Here is a 25,181-nt window from a genome sequence, read left to right as displayed (position 1 = left end):
ACCTAAAACCTTTAACTTAATACTTATTTACTGCCGAGCCAGTTTTGCCGAAAGGCTTTCTGCGTTTTGGTAAGTTTACCACCCGCATTTTCGGTAGGTACAATCTCCCAGCTAGGGTTTTCAGTTAAAGTTACACTACTCTGTTTAACCTGGCCTTGTTGCATAAACGCGATAGTAACTTTATCGTTAGGCTGGTGCTTGGTTAATACGGCATCTAAGCCGGCTTTGGAGGTAATGGGTTGGTTATTTAAACGCAGAATAACATCTTGTTTATCGAGCCCGGCCTGGTACAAAGGACTGCCCACAAAAGTAAAATTAGTTAAGGTTGCTTTCTCATCCGGGAAGGCAATCGGCACCAGGCCCAGACTAGCTTTGCCAGGCAAACTTTTACGTAATTCCAAGCCAGCCGCCTTTAGTAAATTTTTATAATCGGTTAAGGTTTTACCGAAAATATGATTTTGAAAGAAATTACGGGCAAATGCTTCGTCGCGGGTAACGGTAGCCAGGGAGTTTTGCAAATCGGTTAAGGTATAAGGCTTTTCGGGTTTGCCGTAGGTTTGCCACAAGGCCTGCATGTAGTTATCTAGGGTTAAATTTTTAAATTTTTGCCGCAGCTCCAAATCCAGCGCCAGGGCAATTACGCTGCCGTAGGTATAATACGAAATGTAGGTGTTCAGGCGGTTTATCGGGTCTATGGATTGGGCGGCATCCACAAACGGTGCTTGCATGCTCATTTCTACCGGCGAAAAGTAGTTTTTACCCGGGGCATTCAATACAAAGTTAAGTTCGTTCCCAAAGCTGGTTATAGCCTCGTCGAAGGTGCTGTTTTTGCTGCGGTGTACGAGCAAGTCGCCGTAGTAACTGGTAAAACCTTCGGCAAACCACAAGGCGTCGCTCATATTGGCTTCGGCAAAGTTAAACGGTTCCAGGCTTTTGGGCCGAATCCGTTCCACGTTCCAGGAATGAAAAAACTCATGCGACACAGTACCTAAATGATCGGCAAAATGTGTGGCCAGAGGATGCGTACTGGTTACTACGGTAGAGTTGCGGTGTTCCATGCCGTCGCCCACCGACTGGGGCATGTAGCAGGCGATAAAAGTATATGTGCCGTAATCGTATTCGGGTAATTCGCCGTAAACAGCGCGTGCTTGAGCTACTACTTGTTTGGTGGCTTCCGTGTAGCGGTTGGCATCGGCCTCGATGCCGGTGTGGTGCAGGGCAATCCGGATGGTTTTTGTTTTGCCTTTATCGTTTATTTGCCATTGTTGCCACGTAAAATTGCTCAGTTCCACTGGGCTATCCATTAAGTATTGCATTGTGGGCGCCCAAAAAGTAGTTTCGTTTACGGGTTTTAACTGCGTAGCCACCGTCCAGTTTTTACCCGACGCTATCGTAAACTTTACCGTGGCTGGGCTATTCTCAAAACCTATTGCGTACATTAAAGTAGCGGGCATGTTTAAGTGGGCATGTTGTTCGTCGATGCCGTTATACGTGCCATCGGCCCGAAAACCAAAAAGCGTATACGTTATTTTTACCGTACCATCGTGGTTGCTCAGGTTCCATTGGTGCGGGTTCGGGCGATTAATTGTTACGGGTTTGCCCTGGCCATTTACGGCTTTTACGTTGTATACATTTTTGGCAAATTCGTGCAGGGCGTACCGGCCCGGCGAAGAGCGGCTCATGCGTACCTCCAGGGTGGGGGTTTTTATCTCCCGGAACTCCACCGTTACTTCAGCTTCGTGATGAACCGCGTTGGGGAAAGCCAGCGAATAATGAACCTCAGCCTGTGCCCAGGCACTTACAGAAAGCAAAAAATTTAAAAAAAAGCAAAAACAGAAACGCCGCATATAAAACAGTTTTCCAGAAGAAGTAAAATATTTAACCTAAAAGAACGGATATTTTTACCAAACCAAAAACGATCAGCTACAAATAAAATTTAACCCTGGTCAGGCTAAGAATTGGATTTTTGATAAGCCCGCGCCTGAATAAAGCCGTTAAAAAAAGATTGGCTGCTTACTAAGTTTAAAGGTAATTTCTGAAATAATCCGGATAAATCGGGTAACGTGTTGGTGGGTAAACCTTCCAGCCAACCAAAAAAAGTATACATCAATCGGGCCATGCCGGAGCGCCACCATTTCCCCCAACCTTTTAGTTCCGGTGCAATAAAAAAGTCGGCCAGTAACCACAAACCCCCGGGCTGCAGATAAGGAAGTAAACAATGGAGCATCTGTTGCGTTTGCGCCGTTGGGTAAAGGTCCAGCACAAACGGCGTAAAAATAACCTGATATTGTTCGTGGGCAAGTAAGGCCGTTTCTGTACCCAGCCGAAGGTCAATTTTTAAAAAATTAGATGATAATTGAGCGGCTACCTGTCGGGCTTTAGCCAACATGCCCGGCGATGCTTCCAGGTAAGTAATTTTTAAGGGAATTTGTAATCGGGCAAGATCTTGCAAAATCCAACCGCTGCCACCGCCAATTATTAGCACGGAGGCCTGGGGTGGTATAAAAGAAAGTAAAGCTACCTGCGATTGCCGGATAGCGCCACCATAAATTATTTGGGCCAACCAATCATAAAACCATACCGAATGGTTGAAGGCGGCGGGGGTACGTAGTTCCACGTAATTTGTTTTAAAATCTGGAAATATTATGGTAAATATTTGACAAGTAGGATGTTGTTTAATGATCTTTGTTTTATATATTACTAAACTCTTAATTAATCCAAATATAATCCTATCATGAAAAAAGTACTTAAATGGCTCGCAATTGGTATTGGTTCGCTGGTTTTATTACTGGTAATTGCCTATACGGTAATTTACTTTAAAACAGAAAGCCGAATTAATAAACAGTACGCTATTAATGTGCAGCAGATTGCTGTAACCCAAGATTCGGCTGCTTTGGTTCGGGGCGAACACCTGGTACAAATTAAAGGTTGCCGGGAATGTCACGGGGAAGATTTAGGAGGCAAAGTATTTATTGATGATCCGCAATTAGGTAGGATTGTTGCGGCTAACTTAACGCAAGGCAAAGGGGGTATTATGCGCGAATATACCAAAGCCGATTTAACCCGGGCCTTAAAACACGGCGTTCGAAAAGATGGCAAATCGGTTTTATTTATGCCTTCGGAAGAGTACAACCCGCTTTCGGCAGAAGACTTAGGCGCTTTGATGTCTTACGTTAAAAGCTTACGGCCCGTTGACCGGGAATTGCCTAAACACGAGATTAAACCTTTGTTGCGCGTATTAACCGCCTTTGATAAATTTCCGTTGCTGCCAGCCGAAAAAATTGATCATACCAAGCAAAGTACTCCAACCGTTACCCCAGAAATTACGGCCAATTACGGGCAGTATGTGGCAGTAGCTTGCATTGGGTGCCACCGGACCAATTATAAAGGAGGAGAGCCATTAGTACCAGGTTCGCCCATGGTGCCTAATATTACTAAATCTGGAAACCTTGGTAAATGGACCGAGGCCGAATTTATTAATACTTTACGCACCGGTAAAACTCCCGAAGGAAAGCAAATGGATCCCAAAAATATGCCCTGGACCATGACCAAAGAATTTAGTGATACCGAAATTAAATCGGTTTACCTGTTCCTGAAAAACCTGCCGGCAGAAGGATGATTTTAGTTGAAAAGTTAAAAATTTAAAAAATTGAAAAGTTTAAAGGTGGTAAGGTTAGAAAATCGTTTTAATCTTACAACCTTTTGCTGTAATCTATACGCTATAATTTATTCGCGTTCAAAGTGGCGGTCGATGGTGTTTTCAATTTTTTCAAAAATAAACTCGGCAGCTTGTTTGCGGATGTCGCCGTTTTCCTGCGAAAATTCCTGGCGGAATTCTTCTACCCGGCTCTTGCAATAGATTGAGAAGAAAATGGTGCCAACCGGTTTTTCGCTGGTTTCCGAAGCCCCCTGCCCACTTAAGCCCGTTACCGATACGCACATTTCGGCGTTTAATAATTTATACAAGCCCAGCACCATCTCATTAGTTACTTGCTGCGATTCGGCGGTGTATAATTTTAAAGTTTGCTTTTTTACGCCCAATACTTTTTGCTTTACTTCTTCGGCGTAGGTAACAATACTGCCCAGTAATACATCGCTGGCACCTTTAGCTTTTACAAATTCCGAGATTAGCATACCACCGGTTACACTTTCGGCAAAAGCAATGGTTAATTTTTTATCGCGTAGCTTAGTAACAATCCGGGTTAAATCTGTAGCATTCATAAATAAATTATAAGGTGCCCACTCTATACTGTATTTAAAGAGCTTAGGTTTACGAATCTGCTGTTTTAAGAGGGTACATCACTAAAATACGGTACTCCGGGTGCGGACTTTTGAACTCCGACTGCCACAAAGCCAGGGCGTTTACGGGTAAACTCATGTGTTGCGTTTTAAAATCCAAGATAGGCAAATGTATGGGTTTAGGCATATCTTTCCGGAAGCGGGCTAAGGTAATATGCGGAATGTAGTCGGGGTTGGTTGGTTTGATGCCTAAATGAGTGGTAACCGCTTGGCACAATTCTGTAAAAGCCGGGTGAGCGGTAAATCGAGCCCAGATTAAACGCGGCGATTTAGGTTTAGGACCAGGCTCTATACATTCTAAATCTAAGTTAAAAGCAGAATAACTTTCGGCTACTTTTTTCACCGCACTAATAATCTTATCTACCTTATCCGGGGGTACTTCGCCTAAAAAGTGTACCGTTAAATGCAGGTTGGTATCCGGTACAAACCGGATAGCATTGCTAATAAAAGCAAGTTGTTGTTCCTGAAAAAATGCCTGCAGGCTATTGGGTATGGGTACCGCAATAAACAAACGTTGGGTAGAGGCCATAGAACTTACACGTGTTTTAAGAAAAATACTTACCTGCTTCTTAAGAGTTGTATGTGCCCCGGTTTTTTTTTAATAGGACTTAGTTACTCTGAGAAAATTAAGTGCTGGAAGCTGATTTTAATGTAATGACGCAGTGGAATAAAAATAACCCGGGTAGCTTCGTTTGATTTCCGGCTAAATTTTAAAAATATTCTTTACGATAGGCAGATAATAGAATATTTATTTTACCTTTGCCCTTCGAAAATTGAGCGCACGTGGCGGAACTGGTAGACGTGCAGGTCTCAGAAGCCTGTGGGAGTTGTCCCGTGGGAGTTCGATTCTCCCCGTGCGCACCAATGCAAAAGCCGGCTAATTAGCCGGCTTTTTTTATGTTCTTCTGTATTAAACTACTTCTTTCCTAATTCTAAAAATTTAAAAAATTACTAAGTTGTTGCTCTAAGTATGAGGCCATGTTACTGCGCATTAGCCGGGTTGTTGGTAAACAAATCTATTTCGGGCCAATCTGTTTTTAACAAAGTTTGATTTTTAACCGTGGATTCGAAGGCTTCGGTTATTTGGAACGGTTGCGTATTGTTGCGGGTATTGGCCAATATGGCAAAGCTGTACTCATCATCTAAACGGGTAAGCAGGGTAGAGGTGCCAGGCAAAGAACCGGTGTGGCTCCAGTTAAAATACCCCATGTAGGTCTGGTTTAATAAGTCCTTGGATATAATATCAGATTTCTGGTTGTTCCGGTCGATGTGCACCATTAAACGCATTAAATCGGTGGCAGAAGCCAACCAACCGCCGTTAGCATCCATGCGACTGATGTTATAAGCATACGGATTGTCGTCGGGTTGGTAGTACGTAACTTCGTTTAAAGCATTCTGTTGCGGTGAGTTCCCGGCAATACGCATATCAATAATGTTTAAAGGCTGCAAAATCTCGGATTGTACAAAAGCCGAATAAGTTTTACCAGATACCTTTTCGATGATACGGCCTAAAACGCAATAGCCAAAGTTAGAGTAGTAATAAGTGGAGCCAGGCGTGTAAGTTAACGGACGGGTTTGCACCACCTCCGCAATCAGTTCTTTATACGAGTACGTAGGGTTGGCTACTATTGGGTCGTTGGGTTGGTTAATCCAGCCCGATTTATGTTCCAGCAGGTCTTGTACGGTTATAGCGCTTACGTTGGAGTTAGCTGGTGCCGTGCCATAATCATTACCTAGAATGCCGTTTGCACCAAAAACTTTATCGGTAAGTTTTAGTTTGCCATCCTGTACTAATTTTAAAATAGCTACTACCGTAACGGGTTTAGAAATACTGGCAATCCGGAATAAACTTTGGTTATCTACAGGTTGCTTAGTCTCCAGATTAGCGTAGCCGTAACTTTTGGCAAATACCAGTTTTTCGTTTTTTACAATAGCCAACGAAATGCCGGGAATCTGGTATTGCTGCAACAGTTTCTCCATAGCCTGGTCCATCTCCGGAAATACCGGGCTTAGCTCCAGGTTAACGTAGTTCGCCGAACCATTTGGGGCAATTATTTTATACAATACCGGGTTAGAAAAATCATTTTCGGTTTCGCCGCTTACCTGTTCCGTGTTGTTAATGTAAACTTTCGTGTCCGGCGCGTTCGTAAACGAAGCTATGAGTTTGTTAAAAGCCAATCCGGTGGGTACTGATACGCTGATTTTTTCACTGGAAATTTGCCCTACCAAGTCTTGGGATAATTGCGGATTAAACGCTTTTAAAAACTTAAAAGCCGACAAATAACTCTGCCGTAAATTAGTTTGCGGAGCAACAATCTCATTGTCCTCTTTTTGGCAACTTGCTAAAAATAATACAAGCGCCAAAAGCACCCATTTTCCTGATTTCATTTATTGGAAAATGAGCTAATTATATTATTTTTTAAATGATTGCTCCGGCTGGCGTTTGCGGCAGAAATACTTTCTTTTATTTTGCTGAGGTAACAGGAAAAGAAGAAATTAAGCGTAAATTTTACTTCAATAAGCATTATTAATTAGTTTTACCAATTTTTGGATGTGCAAAACTAGATTATAATTAGCAGTATTGAAATATGGTAAATTGAACTATTCTAACATTGTGATAGAATAGGTTATTAGAAGGCGAAACTAGGTAGGTTAGATAAAAGTGCTATTCCGGATAAGCTAAAATTTGCTGCCCGGTAGTACATACAGCCACTTAAAAGTATTTATTTAAAAAAAATAGCCAAGAAACAAGTCGGAAAGATAAGGCAAGGGTATGTTGTAATAATTTGATTTATAAAGGAATATGTTTTGTAAAACTAGCAATTGTTGCTCCTGTTATAGTTCAAAATGCTAGACCTGTAATTTTTAAAATATTCGAATAATAAAACCGGGTGTAAATAATAGTAGGATTAAAGTGGCGGGCTTCAGACTTTTTAAATAATTATCCATCAGGCTTTAAGTTGTTTTAGTAAATGGCGGCCTCTGGCGTTTACGGCCGCTCCACCTTTAGCCATCTCGGTTTTTATTAAATCAATGGTTTCCTGCCGTAACCAATCGTGTTGCCGGGATAGGTTAGCCATGGCCTGCAGGCAATGCACTTTCATAAATTTATTGGGATCGGTGTACAGCCAGGTTTCTAAGTAGTTCAGTACGGTGGCCAGTGTATCGTCCGTTAAAGGGAGGTAAGACAAAAGCAAACCTACCTGCCAGCACATTACAGCAGGTTGCATTTGGGGCAAGGCAGCTAATAAAGCTGCCTCATAAGGAATAACGAGATGCGGGTACCAACGCGCTACTTTCTCGGCGATACCGGCGGCGCGGCGCGCCAAATCAGTCCCGGTATCCGGGTGCAGCATAGCCTCCATAAAAACCTGAAATTTCTCCGGGTTATCGCCAACCTCCTGCACTACTTGCTTTACCAAATCGGGCGATTTAGTACCGGAAGTAGCTAAGCGGGCAAGTAAAGGATCCATTTTTTAAATTTTTAAAAATTCAAAATCAATAAATAGAACCTCCGGAAGTTACAAGTGCCGGTAGAGAAAGAGGTTTTTAAATTTCTTCTACCAATACCTGTTCCGGCGTAGGATTATCCTGGAACTCGCCTTCCCAACGGGCAATAACTGCCGATGCCAGGCAATTGCCCGTTACATTCACCGCAGTGCGGGCCATATCCATTAATTCGTCGATGCCCAAAATAATAAAAATAGGCTCAATGGGTAAATTAAACGATGCGGCAGTACCCAATAATATTACCAAAGAAGCCCGCGGCACGCCGGCCACTCCCTTGCTGGTAAGCATTAAAGTAAACACCATAAGTAATTGCTGCTCCCAGGGCATATCAATACCGGCGGCCTGCGCCACAAAAATAGAAGCCAGCGATAAGTACAAGGTAGTGCCATCAAGGTTAAAAGAATAACCCATAGGCATAACAAAAGCAATAATTTTGCGGGGTACGCCAATACGCTCCATGGCTTCCATGGCCCGGGGCAAGGCTGCCTCGGAACTGGTGGTAGCAAACGCAATGGAAACCGGTTCGGCAATGGCAGCAACAAATTTTTTAACCGGAATCCGGAAAAAGTAGGCTACCGGCAGGAGCACTAACAATACAAAAGCCGCCAACGATACATAAAGTGTAGCGAGCAGCTTAAATAAGTTTACCAATATACCAAAGCCCATGTGGCCCACAGTGTAAGCAATAGCGGCACCTACGGCAACAGGGGCAAATAGCATAATAATGTTGGTGAACTTAAACATGGTTTCCGAAAGACTTTCGGCAAAATCCAGCATGGGGCGGCGTTTGGCCTCGCTAAGCATCGCCAGCGCAATACCAAACAAAATACTGAACACAACAATCTGTAAAACATCGCCCTCGGCTACCGATTTAGCAATGTTTTCCGGGAAAATGTGCAGAATAATATCCGATACCGACTGTGCTGCCGGTTTTGTTATTTCTTCGGTAACGGGGGCTTTTAACTGAATGCCTTCGCCGGCCTTACTAATATTTATCGCAATTAAGCCAATAAACAAGGCCAGGGTAGTAACTACTTCAAAGTAAATCAGGGCTTTAATACCCATGCTGCCTACTTGTTTTAAGTTGGAGTGCCCCGCAATACCCACCACCAGCGTACCAAAAAGCAAAGGGGCAATAATGGTTTTTACCAGTTTTAAGAAAATTTTGCTTAATACGTTTAAGTTTTGGGCGAATGTGGGAAAATCGTAACCTATTTCGGCGCCAATGGCCATACTCACCAAAATCCAGGTGGTAAGCGAACGTTTGCGAAAAGCATAAAATACCAGCATGGCAATTACTACCCACCGGACAACCTGTAAAATAACCGGAGAGATTTGCAGATGGCCATATTCGTTTAACAAAGAAAGGCCTAAAGCAACGGCAAGGGAAATTAGTATGAGTACTACAAAGCGGGAGTTGCGCATAAAGAAAAAGGTATTAACCAGTAAGCCGCCAGATTTTTAAAATTTAAGTTTCTGCGGTGATTTTTAGTGGCCAAAGGCAAGTTTATGTTCAATTAGTTAACAAATATATTACTTATTTTTCGATTTCACCGGAAAATGGCTTATCGCTCCTTTGTAAGCAGGTGGTTAAACAGCATACTTTAAAGTGCCTTGGCATGGGAGTAACGTAATAATGCCGGAGAATTTATATCTTACTTCCTGATTTTTAAAATTTCTCTTTATGCTAAACTGGCACCTCGAAACCAAGGAATTGCACTTGCGCTATACCTGGAAAATTGCCCGGAATGCAGCGGATAGTAAGACAAACTTATTTGTACGGGTGGTAGACGGTGCGTGCCAAGGGCTGGGCGAAGCTGCACCGAATAGCCGCTACCACGAGACGCCTGAATTATTGGTGCAGCAGTTTAAAAGCTTAGTTCAAAATGGCCTGGCGCAGGTAAACTCAATGGCTGCGATGCAGGATTTTTTAAAATTTTACCCGGTGGCTAATGCTTTACGTTTTGCTATCGAGTCGGCGTACGTGCATTTGCTTTGCCAGCAGCAAAACATTTCGGTGAGCCAGTTTTTGGGCCTGAAATTTACTGCCAAAGTGCCCACGATGTATACGTTGCCCATTATGGCGCCCGGGTTAATCTCTGATTTTGTACAGTTGAACAATTTAAACCGGTTTCAGGTATTAAAAATAAAAGTAAACCAACCCGATGCTTTGGCCTTGGTACAAGCTACCGCTGCAGTTAGCCGGCGGCCCTTTGTTATTGATGGCAACGAAGCCTGGGAAAACCCGGAGGAAGTAGTGGCCTTTATGCGCCAGTTAAAAGATTTGCCCGTTTTATTTATAGAACAACCCTTGCCCGCCAGTAAAGTTGAAGAATACCGGTATTTAAAAAAGAACAGCCCGCTGCCTGTATTTGCCGATGAATCAGTAACGGATAAACCGGATTTCTTAGTGCTGCGCGATCAGTTTCACGGCGTTAACATGAAGTTAATGAAAGCCGGCGGCTATATAAACGGTTTACGCATTTTGCAGGAAACGCAAAAACATGGTTTGCAGCCCATGATTGGCTGTATGGTAGAATCTTCATTAGGTATTTGGTCAGCAATGCAGTTGTGTGCCGGTATCCGGTACGCCGACCTGGATGGATTCTTAATTTTAAAAGATGAGCCTCTGGGCTTAGTCCGGGAACAAGACGGGGAACTGATTTTTTAAATTTCAGGCAATTTACCAGAATGTGATGCAAGCTGTTCGGTATTTAAATTAAGACAAAGCTGGTTGCCAGGAGCAGGAGCAATACGGCCCCCTTACCGGTAAAATCACGAGAAGGCTGTTTGCATCTGTGATAATTTAAAAAAAGTCCCCGCAACTTGGGTAATTAGTATACGGTGGCGCTGATTTACTTTACAATCCTGCATTCCCGCCAGCTTTAGCTGGCGGTTAGTTATAAAAGTGCATGTATAAAAGTGCATGGCTTAATAAGCGTTACCCTTAAAACTGCTAATTTTTAAAATTTTCGATTTCTCAAATCTAGCAACTGCGGGCAGCCTACCGATAAATATAGCTTTAAAAGAAAATAAAAAAGCTAACAGACAAGGTCTGTTAGCTTTTTAGCGCCTATTATGAAAAAACTATAAATTCTTCTTCTTTAAATTAGTTTTAGTTAAAAAACTATTACTTACCACCGGTAGTTCCGCCGCTAGTTGTACCGCCAGTAGTTCCTGTACCAGAAGTAGTTCCGCTGGTAGTGCCGGTGCCAGATGTGGTTCCGGTGCCTGCCGTAGTACCCCCTGCCGTAGTGCCACCAGCAGTAGTACCGCCGGTAGTAGTACTACCTGCAGTTGTTCCCATCCGGGAGCCAGCGGTAGTACCAGTAGTAGAACCCGTAGTGGTGCCTCTGGTAGTTCTGCCGGAAGTTGTACCCGAAGTAGTTCCTACAGTAGTACCAGCTGTAGTTCTAGAGGTAGTTCCGCTGGTAGTACCGGCAGTTGTTCCTACTGTAGTACCAGCAGTTGTGCCAACGGTGGTACCGGCTGTAGTTCCAACGGTGGTACCAGCAGTAGTAGTGCCAGTTGTGGTGCCAATGGTAGTACCCGCGGTGGTTCCGCTGGTTGTACCTAAAGTAGTAGTTCCGCTAGTGGTTCCGGCGGTTGTACCCGCGGTAGTTCTGCCGCTGGTTGTGCCCACTGTAGTTCCGGCAGTAGTGCCGCTTGTGGTTGTTCCTGTTGTCCCGGCTGTAGAGCCTCCGCTAGTAGTTTGCGCATTTGCCAAATAAGAAGCAAAAACTAAGGCAACGGCTGGTAATAACTTTAACTTGTTTGTCATGACTGTACGCTTTTAAAATTAAAACTTAAAAATTTTTAGAGGGCTGTTGAAAAAGCCATTGTTTATGGTCTTTTTCTGGTATAATTACCCAACCCAATTTTTAATGTGCTTTCTTAATATTTGGATTTTTTATTTCTGATTAAAAAATCTGTAAGAAATGCACGTTCTTTTTACGAGGGTTTAAAAATTAAAAATGAAAAAAAAATACCTAATTTTCGTCCTGATAAATACGTAAATTCACTTGTTTATAGGATTTAAAAAAGATTTAATGCAATTTTTAAAGATTGACTGGTTTTGAGGTTAATTAATATCCGGTGAGTAAACAAGCCGGTTAAATTTAAATAATTGTACTTTTCAAAAAATGTTATTCAAGCCTACGGCACTGCCCCAGCGGCTTCGCTTTGTCTTAATTGGGTTTTTATCAGGCTTTTACTTAGTAAGGGTTTGTTTTTTTGTTTTTCGTAGGAGTGGGCTTCGAACGTTTTTTTTGCTTTTTGGTGCCAGGTGCCGTAGCTATACTGGTGCCATTTTCCGGAACCGTAACTACCGAGTCGGTACGGGTAGAGGTTGCTTTCGTGGTATTCGGCGAAACACTTTTATCAGTGGTGGGAGAAGCAGTAGTGGCCGGCGTATTTTGGTTTGGTTTGCTCGTGGCCGGGTTAGTTGTTTGCGCCAGGGCCGGCATGCCGACCAAAGCTAAAAGCAAGGCGATTAAACCATTTTTTATCTTTTTCATCTTCAAGTCTGTGTATAATAACCTTGTTTGGCTTAACGGAACAGCTTGCTTTAAGGTTAACTAAATAACTGCTTTCTGGAGTGCTAAGGGTTTATTCAGGTAAATGTCTTAGCCAAATGCATCTGGGCGTAACCAATTATTTTTACATTAACTTGGCCTGAACTTATTTTAACGTGGGTTCGGGTTTTGCAAAGAATTTATTTGCGTAGGGCTCATTCTTATATGTTTCGATCTTGTTGGCGTCTTCTAACTAGGTAGTTTAATGCCATGTACAGCAGGTTCTAAAACCAGGATATTACATTTCTGTTTATAAGAAGATCTTGCTTGGGTTTCTGAGCGGAATAAAATAATTTCAAAAATATGTTGCAACATTAAATGTATGTACATATATTTGCATCGTAGTTAAGGATATGAAAATAGAAGAAGAAATTAAGCAACGTACTTTTAAAGATGTGTATCAAAAAGTATACATCAACCTGATTTTTACGGCGGGTTGGTTGCAGGAGCAGCAAGCGGTGGTTTTTAAAAAATATAATATTACGCTGCCGCAGTTTAATATTCTGCGCATTTTACGGGGGCAGTATCCCAAACCGGCTACGGTAAACTTACTCATCGAGCGCATGCTCGATAAAACATCCAATGCTTCGCGCATTGTAGATAAACTGGAGGCGAAAGAACTGGTAACCCGGCACCAGTGTCCCAACGACCGCCGCACAGTAGATATCTTAATAACTGACAAAGGCTTGGCCTTACTGCAGCAAATTGACGAGGCCGAGGGTACGCAGATTAAAGGTTTGCAAAACATATCGGCGGCCGAAGCCGAGGAGCTCAGTCGCTTACTGGATAAAATCCGGGATTAATTTAAACACAGTATTTCAAAAATTTAAAAATTTATAAAATCACAACCTGTTTAATTATTATGAAAAAGTTTTTTTTATCGGCTGCTGTTGTAGCCAGCTTATTTGTTGCTCAAGTTAGTTCCGCGCAAACTTTGGCCTCTGTCACCCCTAAAGCTAAAAAAGTAGCTGTGGCTGCTACTACCTATAAAGTAGAAACTGCACAAAGCAACCTGGAGTGGAATGGCAAAAAAGTGACTGGCGAACATACCGGTAACATCTCTATCTCTAAAGGCGATATTTTAGTAAACGGTAATAAAATTGTGGGCGGTAATGTAGTGATTGATATGAACTCGATTACCAACAAAGACATTACCGAGGATGAATACAAACAAAAATTACTGGGACATTTAAAGTCCGATGATTTCTTCTCGGCAGAGAAACACCCAACCGGTACTTTCAAAATTACCAGTGTAACTCCCATTAAAGGTGCCCAAGCTGGTGCGGCTAATTACACCGTAAAAGGCAATTTAACTTTAAAAGGAATTACCAAACCTATTTCTTTCCCGGCTACCGTTAATGTAAAAGATGGGGTTGCTTCGGCTACCGGTACCGCTACTTTAGACCGTACCCAGTGGGACATTAAATACAACTCTAAGAGCTTCTTCCCGAATATTGCGGACAAGGCTATTTACGACGACTTTACCGTTAAATTTAATTTAGTAGCTAAAAAGTAATTTTTAAAATTCTCACCTATTCTGAATAGCCTTGGTGTACTAGCCAGGCAAAATTTTAATTACCTGTGAAAATAAAGAAGCTGGCTTATGCCGGCTTTTTTGTTTTTAAGCTAAAGCTTTGTTAATAATTTAAGTACGCAGAAATCAATCGAATCAAATCTAGTTTATTTAATTTTCCTTTTTTGCATAAGTCCAATAAAAAGAAACCCAATTCCTAAACTGATGAGACCAGCGGTAAATCCTACCTTATAGTTAAGCGAAAACTCTTTCCGGATTAAATAGCCGTATATTTTACTTTACTTACTATCAAATACCGTCATTCCAGAAGAATCTAACCAGTAGGTAACCGATTAGATTCTTCTGGAATTCTTCGAATTCTACAGAATGACGGAGATGAAGAAGAATGGCTTAGCTTATATAGCACGCAGCTACGGTAAACAGCAAGGTGAAGCCAATAATAATTTTGTACATTTTTTTCATAATTATAAATTTTTAAAATTTTAATTTGGAATGTTCGGTCCGTATTGTAGATATTTGTGGAACATTTGTTCCAGAATTAAATATTAAAACAATGACCAAATTACAAAACAAAGTAGCCGTAGTAACCGGCGGAAATTCCGGAATCGGGCTGGCAACCGCGCAAGAGTTTATCAATCAAGGCGCCAAAGTGGTGATAACCGGCCGCAACCAGGCAACCCTCGATGAAACTGTTCAGCAATTAGGCAGTAATGCTGTTGGCATTCGATCGGATGCGGCCAATATAAATGATATAGATAAGCTGGTGGAGCAGGTAAAAGCTACTTACGACAAGGTAGATGTGCTTTTTGTTAACGCCGGGGTGGCCATGCAAGAACCAGTAGGGCAAATTACCGAAGAAACCTTCGATACCGTGGCGGACATAAATTTTAAAGGCGCGGTTTTTACCACCGAAAAGTTTATTCCTATCCTGAACGATGGGGCGTCCATTATTCACATGACCTCTGTGAGTGCGTTTACCTATGCCCAGGGAACATCTATTTATTCGGCCAGCAAAGCGGCTCTTACGGCGTACAGCAAAACCGCAGCGCTGGAGTTGGCCGGTAGAAAAATCAGGGTTAACACCGTGGCTCCGGCCATGACCGAAACCCCAATCATTTACCAAGGACAATTCGCTAGCGACGAGATTCACTCGTTTATCCGCAGCCGCATGCCATTTAAACGCTACGGCCAACCCGCAGAAGTAGCCAAACTGGTAACTTTTCTGGCATCCGATGATGCTTCCTTTATTTCCGGCGCCGAGTACACCATCGATAGTGGCGCTTCGGTAAACGCCCCGTTGCGGAGCTAATTTTTTTGCCAAAATATGGAACATTCGTTCCGGATTACGTATCTTTGTGAGATATAATGGTCTCACAAAGATATTTTTATGGCTAGAACGAAGGTATTTGACGAGGATTTGATTTTAGACAAAGCAATGAATTTATTCTGGGAAAAAGGCTACAATGCTACCTCAGCGCAAGATTTGGTGGATCGGCTGGGCATTAGCCGTTCCAGTTTGTACGACACCTACGGCGACAAGCATTCGCTGTACGTAAGCGCCTTAAAAAAATATCGCCGTGACCGCATTGACGATACTATAAAAGCTGCCGAAACCGCCGAAGATGTAGAGCAATACCTCCGGGATATTTTTGAGTTAGTAAAAAACGAGGCTATTCAGGAAAACCACGCCCGGGGTTGTTTTATGGTAAATTCGGCCGTAGAAATGGCCCCTTGCGACGAAGAAGTAGCCGCTATCGCTAATTCTATTATGCACGATGTAGAAGAAGCCGTGTGTAAAGCCATTGAACGAGGGCAAAACCAAGGGGTTTTTTCTAACGAACATTCGGCCCGTTCCTTAGCCCGGTTTTTATTCAATTCCTTAAACGGCTTGCGGGTTACCGTTAAATTCGACGCCAATAAACAAGCTTTCGACGATATTGTGAACGTTTGCTTGTCGGCTTTAAAGTGTTGATTTACGGCAGAATGTGTTGATTTCTATTGTTGTTAAGCAACGCCTTTTTTTATCACAAACTTAACAGTTTCTCTTTTTATAAATTTCCCTTTAATTGCTGTCGTAATCAAATCTTCCACAGTTAGTTTTTCAAGTTTGCTTGGCCAAATTTTGTTAAAAAATTTATTAATCTGGTCGGAATTGATAAAGTTGAAAATCTTTTTGCCCTGTTCACTATCAAAAGGGTACACAATTCCGGCTATAAAAGTTTTTACTAGAAATAGAGTTATCAAAAGTGCTATTATTGGGATTAGCAATGGGTTTACGTAAACGCCTTCTGGAGAAAAGTATTTACTGAAGTCAAACCCATCTAAATCAACTTTAAATTTTTGAGCAAATTTCTCCAATAACTCAACCGCATCATCGCCGGTTATCCCTAAATCATTTTCAATGCTACTTTTAAAATTAGTGTCATCTTCCCACCAATATTCTGTTTTTATAAAATTAACCACAGATTCAGAAACTTCTCTAAGATAGGAATAACGGATCTCGACTGCTTCCATGTTTTTATTTTTTAAGATGTTGCCTAACGTTCTTTTCGGTAATTCTTCTCCTTTTAGTTAGCTTTTATATTGAACACTTTTTGAACGTGTAAATAAATTCCAACAATCAAATAAATTAGAAGAAGGGGTATACCAAAAAATGTAAACAATAAGGGTGGAAATACCCATGGTAGTCCACTTATAACTAATGAAATTAGAACCCAACTTTTTAACTTCATTTGATCTCCATATATGGCGTTCAATTTCACATTTATAATTCCTAATCCCCACAAGATGAAAATGTATGGGATGAGGGTTTGTAATTCACTATTGAATTCCAACATTAAGATTAAGCCCAAATAGCTTAAGATTAAAAAAGTTAATGAAAGTATTTTTATTAGGTTCATTCTGTTTTGAATGTGGTACAACGTTAAAGTGTTTATGAAGTTGTGGCATTTGAAAAACGTCTGTTTCAATTAACCACAAAAGCAAAATAGCGATTTATAGCTGAATGCTCGTTCGTCCAGCCACAATTTTATAAACACACTGTTGGGCGCAGTTAATCTTTTGTAATATTCGTGGTTAGTCCAAATGCCTCATTTATAGTTCTTGCTTCCTCAATAGCTTTAGGTTTCAAGGTTGTTTTAAATTTATAATGCTTCCCATACACATCACGGATTTTGATAACTACTTTTATCGTTCCGTCTCCATCAGAACTTTTGGGATTAAGATTTCCCCATGCTTCTCCTTGTTCAAAATATGCTACACCAACAATACTTTCACCCACGTCCAGCGAATCAGTACGTCTTTGATTAAAAACATCTGACCTTGTCCTCAAAGGTGGTATGAAAACCAAAGATTCGCCATACTCAAACTTAAAATCAGCAAAAATATGGGATTGAGGAAGCCAAACCATTTGCTTGTCAAAAAGCTTCGTCTTAGTTGTGTTTTTGTAATAACCTAAGTAGATTTTGTCAATGGAAGTGGGCATATTTCCAACGTTGGCAATAGACATATACACAGCAAATCCTGTTTGATGCAAGTTGAATGTTTCATTAAGTTGTTCTTCGTACGATTGATTTCCTGTATAAAAAAATGAAAAGAAGGAAGACTTTTCAATAAATCTAACTTTTAATTTTGGTTTCTTTATAAGAGAGTTAAATAAGCCACTTATCCAACCGAAAAGTATTGTTACTAAAAACAAAATCAGAGAAAGAAACCCACTGTTATCATTTGTCCACTTGATAAGGTCTGTCCAACTATTACTTAACAACTTTCTAAAATTTAATTGCGCCCAACGTTCTTGGCTAAAAAGCGTGAAATGGTTTTTAGGTGTTGTTGAGCTTAGTTATTCTATTTCCACGGTTGCCAATCAGGATCTATTTTCTTTACTCCTTCCTGTACCCGCCCGTAATAATTAGGTCCATCACTATCATAAGATTCTAACATGTCATAAGCTAAGAAGATACCCAGAAGAAGCAATTCATCTTCATCATTGTTTGCTATCACAAACGCACGGTCATACTTGAACAGGTTCACCGTCCTTTTGTCAAAGCGAGCTACCTGTCTCTCGTCTTTGAAGAGCGATTTTTGATGCCACTTATGATGATAAAATGCATACTGATGATTCTTATATTCAAATGTCCAGTAACCTTTAGAATAATTTTGAATCGTTATCTCTAGTGATGTTGCCGACTCAGGAAAATTAATGATAAAAGTTGCTTTCGACCATCTATTAATACCAGGAAACCAGATGTTGTTTCCAATTTTTACTAACGCCACCAACTCGTCAGTGGAATTAAATATCTCTGAGTAGTCACCTTTAAAGAAAAACTGCCTGTGACGCCCTTTGAATATTGGCTTTTCAATTCCAAGCTTGTAAAAAGTGTACTTATTTCCTTTTTGGGAAATATCTAATCTCATAATTTTAATTAAGCTCAACTAGAAGATAAATGGAGCTACTCCGGTTATCTGCACTATATTTTAAAGGTAATTAGCTTGAAAACATAAGTGAAGCTACTCCTGTATTTATAGTTATTTGCTAATATACGAAATAATACTAATTTAACTCAGTAACCTATTCCTTAATCCGCAGATTTAATTGGTTGAAAATTTAAAAAACTTATCCTAAGGGTAATTTAAAAAATTACCGCAACCGTACTTCCTGAATTTTATCACCAATTTCCAGCAGAGGTAAAACTTCCAGGCCTTTAATCACGCGGGCGAAGATGGAGTAGCGGCCATCGAGGTGCGGGGTGGGGGAGTGGGTGATAAACCATTGGCAGCTTTCGGTGTCTTTGCCCGCCGAGGCCATGCCGAGGTATCCTTCGCGGTAATGCAGGTCGTGGAGTTCCGAGCGGATGGAGTAATCGGTGCCGCCCCAACCATCGCCGCGCGGGTCGCCGCCCTGAATAACGAAGTTAGGCACCACCCGGTGAAAGTTTTTGCCGTTGAAAAAGTCGCTTTGGGCTAATTGCACAAAATTAGCCACCGTGCCCGGTGCTTCTTCCACGAACAACTGCAAAATTATTTCGCCGCGGTTGGTTTGAATGCTTACTTCTTGCTTAGCCGGTAAGCTTTGCACCAAGGTCCAGTCGATGGGGTGGGAGAGCGGGTTTTTGGGCGTTGGCGGCTCGGGTTTACCTTCCAGAAAAGCAATGGTTTTTACTACTTCCTGGTACGCTTCGTTGTCGCGGGGTAAAACAAGTTTGGCTAAGGCATTTTTTAAAAAATTAATATCAGTGTACTCGTTTTTAAAATTTAATTCCGGCTGACGAAGCAAACCCGCGGTAATACCAATAACGGCTAAGTCGCCGGAAGCAATGGCTCGTTTAAATAAATCGGCAAAATGCTTTTTCTGGTTCGCCGGAAAGTTTTTATCGCTGCGGATCTGGGTGAGCGCTTCGATACCATACGTCCGGATGACGGGGATATCGGTGGCGAAGGTTTCTTTTTCTACAAACGCAGCCCCGGCAAAGTCTTTGGCGGCGGCCGTTAATAAAGCGGCTTTTTCGTAGTTATTGTTGCTTTGATTATATCTTTCCTGAATGCTCGTTAAAACTTCTTGTTTATCGGGGTGTTGTTTCAGAGCGGCACCCAATAAGGTAGCTCGTACACGCCAGCGTAAAGTTTGCTCGGCTTTTAATAATAACGCGTCAGCTTGGTCCGGGGTAGATTGCGTGGCAATTACATCGGCGGCCGTAAGGGCTACGTTTATGTTTTTATCGGCGAGGCCGCGCCACAAAATTGGTTTGGCGGCGGCGTATTCCAGGTTAACGGTGGCGCGCAAGGCGCTTAAACGTACGCGGTAATCTGGTTCAGTTTCCATAATCCCGTCCAGTTCTTCAGCTAAATTAGCGGCTTTAACCTTGGTAAGCGCCTGAGACGCTGCCATTCTTACGTCTACGCTGGGGTCAATTTGGGCGGTGTTTACCAGTGTGGCGGCATGCGGCGAAAGATCGAGTTTAGGCGTGCGGGCTAGAAAATGAGCCGCCGCCAAACGGGTTTCGGGATTGGGTGCCGTTAAGAAACTTACCGCTTTCAGAATGGCTTGGTCGAAGTTGAGCGGTCGGGAATGAGCCCGGTAAATCCCCCAGGCCTGACCAGCCTGCACTTCAGATACCGTAAAGTCGAATTTTACCAGCGCATCCAAGCCTTTTTGCGTCGCGCATTTACCTAAAGCTTCCAGCAACTCCGCCCGTACCGCTGCGTTTTGTTCTTTTTCAATGGCGATTAGTAAAGTTTCTTCGGTAGTGGGTTTACCTATTTGCCCTAGGGCGTAAGCGGCCGATTGCCGTACCGCAGTTTCGGGGTCGGAGAGCAAAGCAACCAACGGGGGGATGGCGAGTGAGTCCTGCACCGAGGCAAAAGCCATGGCGGCTTCCTGACGGTAGCGGGCCGTTGGATTTTTTAAAAAAGGTAAAAGTTGATTGGTTTGCCGTTCGTCCTGAGCCGTGTAAATAGTTTGCAGGGTAACATCTTTAAATTTGTTGCCCAACTCAGTTGCATTTTGCCGGCCAGTTACCCGGCAACCCGTAATAGATAAATAAATCAGCAGCAAGTAAAAGTATCTCATACGAAAAGCTCTCGGGAGGGAAGATACAGAAAAGCCCGGAAATTTGCAGGCCCAGTTTAATCCATTTACAGTCCCAGCGTGTTGGCCTCAGGCAGTTCACCCAAACCGTTTTCCTGGGTAATCCAATCCAGCAAGGCAATAAATACATCCAGGTTCCAGGTGTCTTTAAAATACAGGTTGGTGTAAATGGCGTAATCGGTTTGGTTATTGAGTACCAACCGGTCGTGCAGGATTTGGTAGTGCAGTTCCGGCCAGGTAATCAGGAGCGGCTTTCCGGTTAAGTCGGTGGCTTTATGCAACGTAATGCCGGTGCGGCTAACCTGGCAATGCCCCACCGCGATAGTGCCATTATTTTTTAAAATTTCTTTATGCCGGAGCCAGATTTGATCAGTAGTTTGCTCCCAAATGGCGGCGGTAATTCGGTCTTCCAGGTCAAGGAAATAATCCTGGTCAATATCAAAGTAACAGGTGAGCAAAATATCCAGTTGCTGGGTAGCGGTTTTCAGGCCTAAATAGTGTTGCTCGCCCACCCGGAACCGGTAAAACTGTAAGGCTTTGGCATATTGTTTTATGCCGATTATATCTTTCCGGAAAATGGTTCGGCGGTTAAACTGAATAACTTCCTCGTTGATTAACAAGACCTTGTTTTTTCGGCCGAAGGAGCTCAGTTTAATCGTTTCGTTCACGGTTATAGGTGTTTAGATATAATCGGAGTGGGGTTAACGATTAAAATTTTAAAAAATTTAAAACTAGGGTTTGTGGGTTATACTGTTAAATTATTATAGAGTTGGTTTGGATTAAAAATCCATAAAAACAGGGAAGAATTATTTACTATCGGCTTGCAGCCAAACTACTTTTTGTTCCGGGTTATGTTCCTGGCCGATAATGTCGCGGTACAAATCCGGACGACGGGCTTTGATGTACCGGGTGCCACCGGCTTGTTGCAGTTTCTCGGGCGTGAGCGTTGCTATTTGTATTTCGTTACCCAGTTGGCGGCATTCCGCAATTACATCGCCAAACGGATCGATAATCATGGAGCAGCCATTTTTAAGCTGGTCGGCATCCATGCCAATGGGGTTTGAGAAAACGGCATAAATAGCGTTATCGTAGGCGCGGGCGGGTAACCACTTCATGAGCCAACCCCGGCCTTTCATGCCATCAAACTCCAGCCGCAGCGAAGTAGGGTCATTTTCGCGGTTTTCCCAAAGTTTCGGGTCCACGAAGCCAGCGCCGGGCCGCGTAGACGGCGTACACATGGTTACGTGCGGCATAAAAATAATATTGGCACCTAGCAGTTTGGTTGCCCGTACGTTTTCGATTACGTTATTGTCGTAGCAAATTAAAATGCCGCATTTCCAGCCCAGCAAATCGAACACGCAGTAGCTATCACCCGGCGTAATGTGCGGATTGATAAACGGGTGCAACTTGCGGTATTTCGCCACCAAGCCTGTAGCATCTACGCAAACATAAGCTTTGTAAATTTTATCGTCCTGGTCCTTCTCGAACAAACCCGCCAGTACAGCTATTTGGTATTTGGTAGCTATTTCGGTTAATTTTTGAATACTCGGACCATCCGGAATAAACTCAGCTAAGTCGAGCATTTGCTCCCGGGTTAATTCCCGGGCGTGGGTATAACCGGTAATGGAGCACTCATGAAAAGAGATTACCTGGGCGTCTTGCTCTGCCGCTTGCCGGCTTAATTCTTCTATTATACTTAAATTATACGCTTTATCGCCGCTTTTATTCTCGAACTGCGCCGTGGCTACTTTTAATTTTTCCATTCTGAATAGGTAGTACGTTTTAAGTTTTAAGTATTAGGTTATTCCGGAATTGGCAATTAAACGAAAGTTATAAGACATTCGCTAACTTAAAAATTTAAAATTATAGGTTAGAGCTTCTTGCTTGGAATACATTTATAAAGTAAAGCCAGCTGGCGATATTGATTATAGATTATTCATTCAGGAGTGGCCTAAAAGTTGGCAGTGAAGACACTGCCAACGGGCGGATATTAATTAAGAATTAAGATTTGCAGCAAATGTTTGTATTCCATAGCCGCTATCGTTTGTGTCTTCACAAACGATTTTATGGATTGGCTTTTCCTGCATCCAGTTTTTGTAAAATATTTATTTTTTAAATTATCACCAAAAAGCTGGTTAAAATAAAAAGTGCCGGTTACAAAACCGGCACTTCCATTTATGATAAGGCAGAACTTAAATAGTTTACAACGAAGCTTCTACTAAATCCTGATCGAAATCCTGGCCTTGGTGCGTAATAATTTCTTCGCCCATGAGTTGGCGTAAAGTGTTTTGCAGTCCTATTAATTGCTTGAAAATATCGTGTTCCGGGTGCAAGCCAGATTCAGTTTGCGGCGACTTAAAGTAAAAAGACAACCACTCCTGAATGCCCGACATGCCAGCGCGTTTAGCTAAATCGCTGAACAACGCTAAATCCAGCACCAACGGAGCAGCCAGAATAGAATCGCGGCACAAAAAGTTAATTTTTATTTGCATGGAGTAACCCAGCCAGCCAAAAATATCAATGTTGTCCCAGCTTTCTTTGTTGTCGCCGGCCGGGGGGTAATAGTTGATTCTTACTTTGTGATAAATTTCGCCGTACAGTTCCGGGTTGGTTTCGGGTTGCAGAATATCTTCGAGTACGCTTAATTTCGAAACTTCTTTGGTTTTAAAATTGTCCGGATGATCGAGCACGTAGCCATCGCGGTTACCCAGAATATTCGATGAAAACCAGCCTTTTACGCCTAAAGCCCGCGCCTGCAAACCGGGAGCCAGGATAGTTTTCATTAAAGTTTGGCCGGTTTTAAAATCTTTACCGCCGATGGGGGTATCGGTTTGTTTGGCTAGTTCGATTAAAGCCGGAATATCGCAGGTTAAATTAGGAGCGCCATTCATAAAAGGTACGCCCAGTTTTAAAGCCGCGTAAGCATAAATCATAGAAGGGGCAATGGCCGGATCGTTGTTGCGCAAGCCTTCTTCAAAACTGGCCAGGGTTTGGTGTACCGCCGAAGGTTCCAAATAAATTTCGGTGGAACCACACCACACGAGTACCACGCGGGAGCAATCGTTGGCTTCTTTAAAATTTTCGATGTCGTCCATTACGGCCTTGGCCAGATCGGCTTTGGTAGCCGCTTGTTTTACGTTATCGCCGTGCAGGTTGGCAATATATGCTTGGTCAAAAACGGCTTTCATGGGCTTAATGGCTTCCAGTTCGGCGCGAACGGCGTGCAGCAACATAGGCTCCAGTACTTTAGCGTTCAGGGCGGCTTCAAACACATTATCGCTATACACATCCCAACCACCAAAAACAATGTCATGCAGGTCAGCGAGCGGTACAAAATCTTTAATTTTGGGGTTCCGGTTTTCTGATTTTTTTCCTAACCGGATATTTCCCATCTGGGTTAAAGAGCCAACCGGCTGCGCCAGATTTTTTTTCACGGCTTCTACACCGGCAATAAGGGTAGTGGCTACGGCACCTAACCCCGGGGTTAATATACCAAGCTTTCCTGTTGCTTTTTCAATGGTATTATGCATGTGAATTATCTTTAGTGATATAACTACTCGACTGTTAAAAAGCTTTTGAAACAGGAATATAGCTAAATTGTTACAGTATCAAACCTGTTTATGTTAAATAAAATACGGTAAAAAGGCAAAATTAGGTTTTAACTGCCAGATTTTCAGCTGAAAGCTACTCTTACTAACAAGGTTTTTATTTAAAATTTTAAGCTGGCATTTATTTCTACTGTTATTATCGCGAGCGTACTTTTTGAAATAAAAATTACTGGCATTTTTAGAAAAAGCTGCCGGAACTGAAAAAAAAATAATAACGCCTTGGCCTAATTGCAAAATTTAAAAATGTACTGAGTTAAGCTACTTTCCTGAGGGTTGTACGTTAACTACCGGATGGTGTTACTTGCCAGTGTAAAACTTGCCACTCAGGTAAGGCAATAGCGCCCGCAACAAAGGTGATTTAAGGTGGCAAAAAACCAAATTTAGTTGTAAAAAGTGCTTTTGGTGTTTAGCCTGTTTGTTTAGTAATAAGCAATATTATAAGTTAAATCTTTAGGTCGCCAGTATCGTTTATCACTAAAATTTTAGCCGTTTCCGGAAAAATTTGAATCACACTTACCGAAGCCGGACTAATTTCGATGCGCTGAAACATATCCAGGTGAATGCCGCCATAATAAGCCAGAGCGGCTTTTATTAAATCTGAATGGCTCACAACGGCAATGGTTTGTTGTTGGTGCTGGTGGTATAATTTTTCGATGCCGGCAATTATGCGGGTCTGGGCTTCCAGCATCATTTCGCCGCCGGGTATGCGCGTTTGGCTCCTAAAAGAGTTAAAATGTTGAAATTGGGTTTGCCCTTGCAGTTTCTCAAAAGTAGCGTTGGTCCAGTCGCCGAAGTCAATTTCTAAAAAATCCGGAGAAATAAGTGTTTTTAAATTATGTAAGTTCGCTACTGGCTCGGCAGTTTCTACGGCGCGTTCTAAGGGGCTGCTATAAATAGCCGCCAGCGGTACATTGGCGAGCCGCGAAGCCAACTGTTGCGCTTGTTCGCGACCGGTGTTATTTAAGGAAACACCCGGCAAACGGCCCGATAAACGCTTTCCTACCGAGTCGGTTAAAGCATGGCGAATAAGAAGTAGGTTAAGCATTCTGTTTTATTTTAGCTGGGCGAAC

General features: G+C 42.4%; 23 protein-coding genes and 1 tRNA gene. 7 read left to right on the top strand and 17 right to left on the bottom strand.

What is annotated here, in order from left to right; translation table 11 throughout:
- Positions 1-23: 23 nt before the first annotated feature.
- Together HUW51_RS03715 and HUW51_RS03710 are read right to left on the bottom strand one after the other, a co-directional pair.
- The gene (locus HUW51_RS03715) at positions 24-1,811 is read right to left on the bottom strand and encodes a M61 family metallopeptidase (RefSeq protein ID WP_228466928.1); all 1,788 of its coding nucleotides are present in this window, start codon (positions 1,809-1,811) and stop codon (positions 24-26) included.
- Between the two features lie 140 nt (positions 1,812-1,951).
- A complete protein-coding gene (locus HUW51_RS03710) occupies positions 1,952-2,617 on the bottom strand; it encodes a class I SAM-dependent methyltransferase (RefSeq protein ID WP_185272650.1) in 666 nt (221 codons plus the stop codon).
- A 117-nt stretch (positions 2,618-2,734) separates the two neighbouring features.
- On the opposite strand from HUW51_RS03710, the gene HUW51_RS03705 reads away from it, so the two are divergent.
- Positions 2,735-3,619, top strand: a complete 885-nt coding sequence (locus tag HUW51_RS03705; protein WP_185272649.1) for a c-type cytochrome — start codon at positions 2,735-2,737, stop codon at positions 3,617-3,619.
- Positions 3,620-3,726: 107 nt separating this feature from the next.
- Here the strand turns inward: HUW51_RS03705 and HUW51_RS03700 are convergent, their stop codons facing one another.
- The gene (locus HUW51_RS03700) at positions 3,727-4,221 is read right to left on the bottom strand and encodes a CinA family protein (protein ID WP_185272648.1); all 495 of its coding nucleotides are present in this window, start codon (positions 4,219-4,221) and stop codon (positions 3,727-3,729) included.
- Positions 4,222-4,270: 49 nt separating this feature from the next.
- On the bottom strand, positions 4,271-4,828 hold the full coding sequence (gene thpR / locus HUW51_RS03695) for an RNA 2',3'-cyclic phosphodiesterase (protein ID WP_185272647.1): 558 nt from the start codon (positions 4,826-4,828) through the stop codon (positions 4,271-4,273).
- A 248-nt stretch (positions 4,829-5,076) separates the two neighbouring features.
- Here thpR and HUW51_RS03690 point away from each other — a divergent pair.
- Positions 5,077-5,163, top strand: a tRNA-Leu gene (locus HUW51_RS03690).
- A gap of 117 nt (positions 5,164-5,280) precedes the next feature.
- Here HUW51_RS03690 and HUW51_RS03685 read toward each other — a convergent pair.
- From HUW51_RS03685 to HUW51_RS03675, 3 genes are all read right to left on the bottom strand, one after another.
- On the bottom strand, positions 5,281-6,687 hold the full coding sequence (locus HUW51_RS03685; protein ID WP_185272646.1) for a serine hydrolase domain-containing protein: 1,407 nt from the start codon (positions 6,685-6,687) through the stop codon (positions 5,281-5,283).
- Positions 6,688-7,247: 560 nt separating this feature from the next.
- A complete protein-coding gene (locus HUW51_RS03680) occupies positions 7,248-7,772 on the bottom strand; it encodes a hypothetical protein (RefSeq protein WP_185272645.1) in 525 nt (174 codons plus the stop codon).
- A gap of 76 nt (positions 7,773-7,848) precedes the next feature.
- Positions 7,849-9,234 carry a dicarboxylate/amino acid:cation symporter gene (locus tag HUW51_RS03675; protein ID WP_185272644.1) on the bottom strand — a complete coding sequence of 462 codons (1,386 nt, stop codon included), beginning with the start codon at positions 9,232-9,234 and terminating at the stop codon, positions 7,849-7,851.
- 259 nt (positions 9,235-9,493) lie between these two features.
- Here HUW51_RS03675 and HUW51_RS03670 point away from each other — a divergent pair, with 259 nt between their 5' ends.
- On the top strand, positions 9,494-10,480 hold the full coding sequence (locus HUW51_RS03670) for a dipeptide epimerase (protein ID WP_185272643.1): 987 nt from the start codon (positions 9,494-9,496) through the stop codon (positions 10,478-10,480).
- A gap of 459 nt (positions 10,481-10,939) precedes the next feature.
- Here the strand turns inward: HUW51_RS03670 and HUW51_RS03665 are convergent, their stop codons facing one another.
- Both HUW51_RS03665 and HUW51_RS03660 read right to left on the bottom strand, forming a co-directional pair.
- Positions 10,940-11,590, bottom strand: a complete 651-nt coding sequence (locus HUW51_RS03665) for a hypothetical protein (protein WP_185272642.1) — start codon at positions 11,588-11,590, stop codon at positions 10,940-10,942.
- A 433-nt stretch (positions 11,591-12,023) separates the two neighbouring features.
- Positions 12,024-12,326 carry a hypothetical protein gene (locus HUW51_RS03660; protein ID WP_185272641.1) on the bottom strand — a complete coding sequence of 101 codons (303 nt, stop codon included), beginning with the start codon at positions 12,324-12,326 and terminating at the stop codon, positions 12,024-12,026.
- Between the two features lie 410 nt (positions 12,327-12,736).
- On the opposite strand from HUW51_RS03660, the gene HUW51_RS03655 reads away from it, so the two are divergent.
- From HUW51_RS03655 to HUW51_RS03640, 4 genes are all read left to right on the top strand, one after another.
- Complete coding sequence (locus HUW51_RS03655; RefSeq protein WP_185272640.1) at positions 12,737-13,186, top strand: MarR family winged helix-turn-helix transcriptional regulator; 450 nt, start codon at positions 12,737-12,739, stop codon at positions 13,184-13,186.
- A 59-nt stretch (positions 13,187-13,245) separates the two neighbouring features.
- Entirely contained in the window at positions 13,246-13,899 is a 654-nt protein-coding gene (locus HUW51_RS03650) for a YceI family protein (protein WP_185272639.1), read from the top strand.
- 571 nt (positions 13,900-14,470) lie between these two features.
- Positions 14,471-15,226, top strand: coding sequence for an SDR family oxidoreductase (locus tag HUW51_RS03645; RefSeq protein WP_185272638.1), 756 nt, complete (start codon positions 14,471-14,473; stop codon positions 15,224-15,226).
- 78 nt (positions 15,227-15,304) lie between these two features.
- Positions 15,305-15,889: a TetR/AcrR family transcriptional regulator gene (locus HUW51_RS03640; RefSeq protein WP_185272637.1), complete on the top strand. Its 585-nt coding sequence runs from the start codon at positions 15,305-15,307 to the stop codon at positions 15,887-15,889.
- Positions 15,890-15,921: 32 nt separating this feature from the next.
- Here the strand turns inward: HUW51_RS03640 and HUW51_RS03635 are convergent, their stop codons facing one another.
- The 8 genes from HUW51_RS03635 to HUW51_RS03600 all read right to left on the bottom strand — a co-directional run bounded on the left by HUW51_RS03635 (position 15,922) and on the right by HUW51_RS03600 (position 25,156).
- Positions 15,922-16,431 (bottom strand): DUF1493 family protein, encoded by a 510-nt coding sequence (locus tag HUW51_RS03635; protein ID WP_185272636.1) that lies wholly within the window; start codon positions 16,429-16,431, stop codon positions 15,922-15,924.
- A gap of 538 nt (positions 16,432-16,969) precedes the next feature.
- A complete protein-coding gene (locus HUW51_RS03630) occupies positions 16,970-17,683 on the bottom strand; it encodes a hypothetical protein (RefSeq protein WP_185272635.1) in 714 nt (237 codons plus the stop codon).
- A gap of 80 nt (positions 17,684-17,763) precedes the next feature.
- Positions 17,764-18,333 (bottom strand): hypothetical protein, encoded by a 570-nt coding sequence (locus HUW51_RS03625; RefSeq protein ID WP_185272634.1) that lies wholly within the window; start codon positions 18,331-18,333, stop codon positions 17,764-17,766.
- Positions 18,334-18,556: 223 nt separating this feature from the next.
- Complete coding sequence (locus HUW51_RS03620; RefSeq protein ID WP_185272633.1) at positions 18,557-20,485, bottom strand: peptidylprolyl isomerase; 1,929 nt, start codon at positions 20,483-20,485, stop codon at positions 18,557-18,559.
- Positions 20,486-20,550: 65 nt separating this feature from the next.
- Positions 20,551-21,171: a hypothetical protein gene (locus tag HUW51_RS03615; RefSeq protein ID WP_185272632.1), complete on the bottom strand. Its 621-nt coding sequence runs from the start codon at positions 21,169-21,171 to the stop codon at positions 20,551-20,553.
- 138 nt (positions 21,172-21,309) lie between these two features.
- A complete protein-coding gene (locus HUW51_RS03610; protein WP_185272631.1) occupies positions 21,310-22,266 on the bottom strand; it encodes a nitrilase family protein in 957 nt (318 codons plus the stop codon).
- 438 nt (positions 22,267-22,704) lie between these two features.
- Positions 22,705-24,033, bottom strand: a complete 1,329-nt coding sequence (locus tag HUW51_RS03605) for an inositol-3-phosphate synthase (protein ID WP_185272630.1) — start codon at positions 24,031-24,033, stop codon at positions 22,705-22,707.
- Positions 24,034-24,553: 520 nt separating this feature from the next.
- Positions 24,554-25,156, bottom strand: a complete 603-nt coding sequence (locus HUW51_RS03600; protein ID WP_185272629.1) for a histidine phosphatase family protein — start codon at positions 25,154-25,156, stop codon at positions 24,554-24,556.
- Positions 25,157-25,181: the final 25 nt, after the last annotated feature.

This window comes from Adhaeribacter swui, from assembly GCF_014217805.1.
Lineage (GTDB): Bacteria > Bacteroidota > Bacteroidia > Cytophagales > Hymenobacteraceae > Adhaeribacter > Adhaeribacter swui.
Note: the sequence above shows the minus strand (reverse complement) of the source record. Positions and strands in the feature narration are given on the sequence as shown.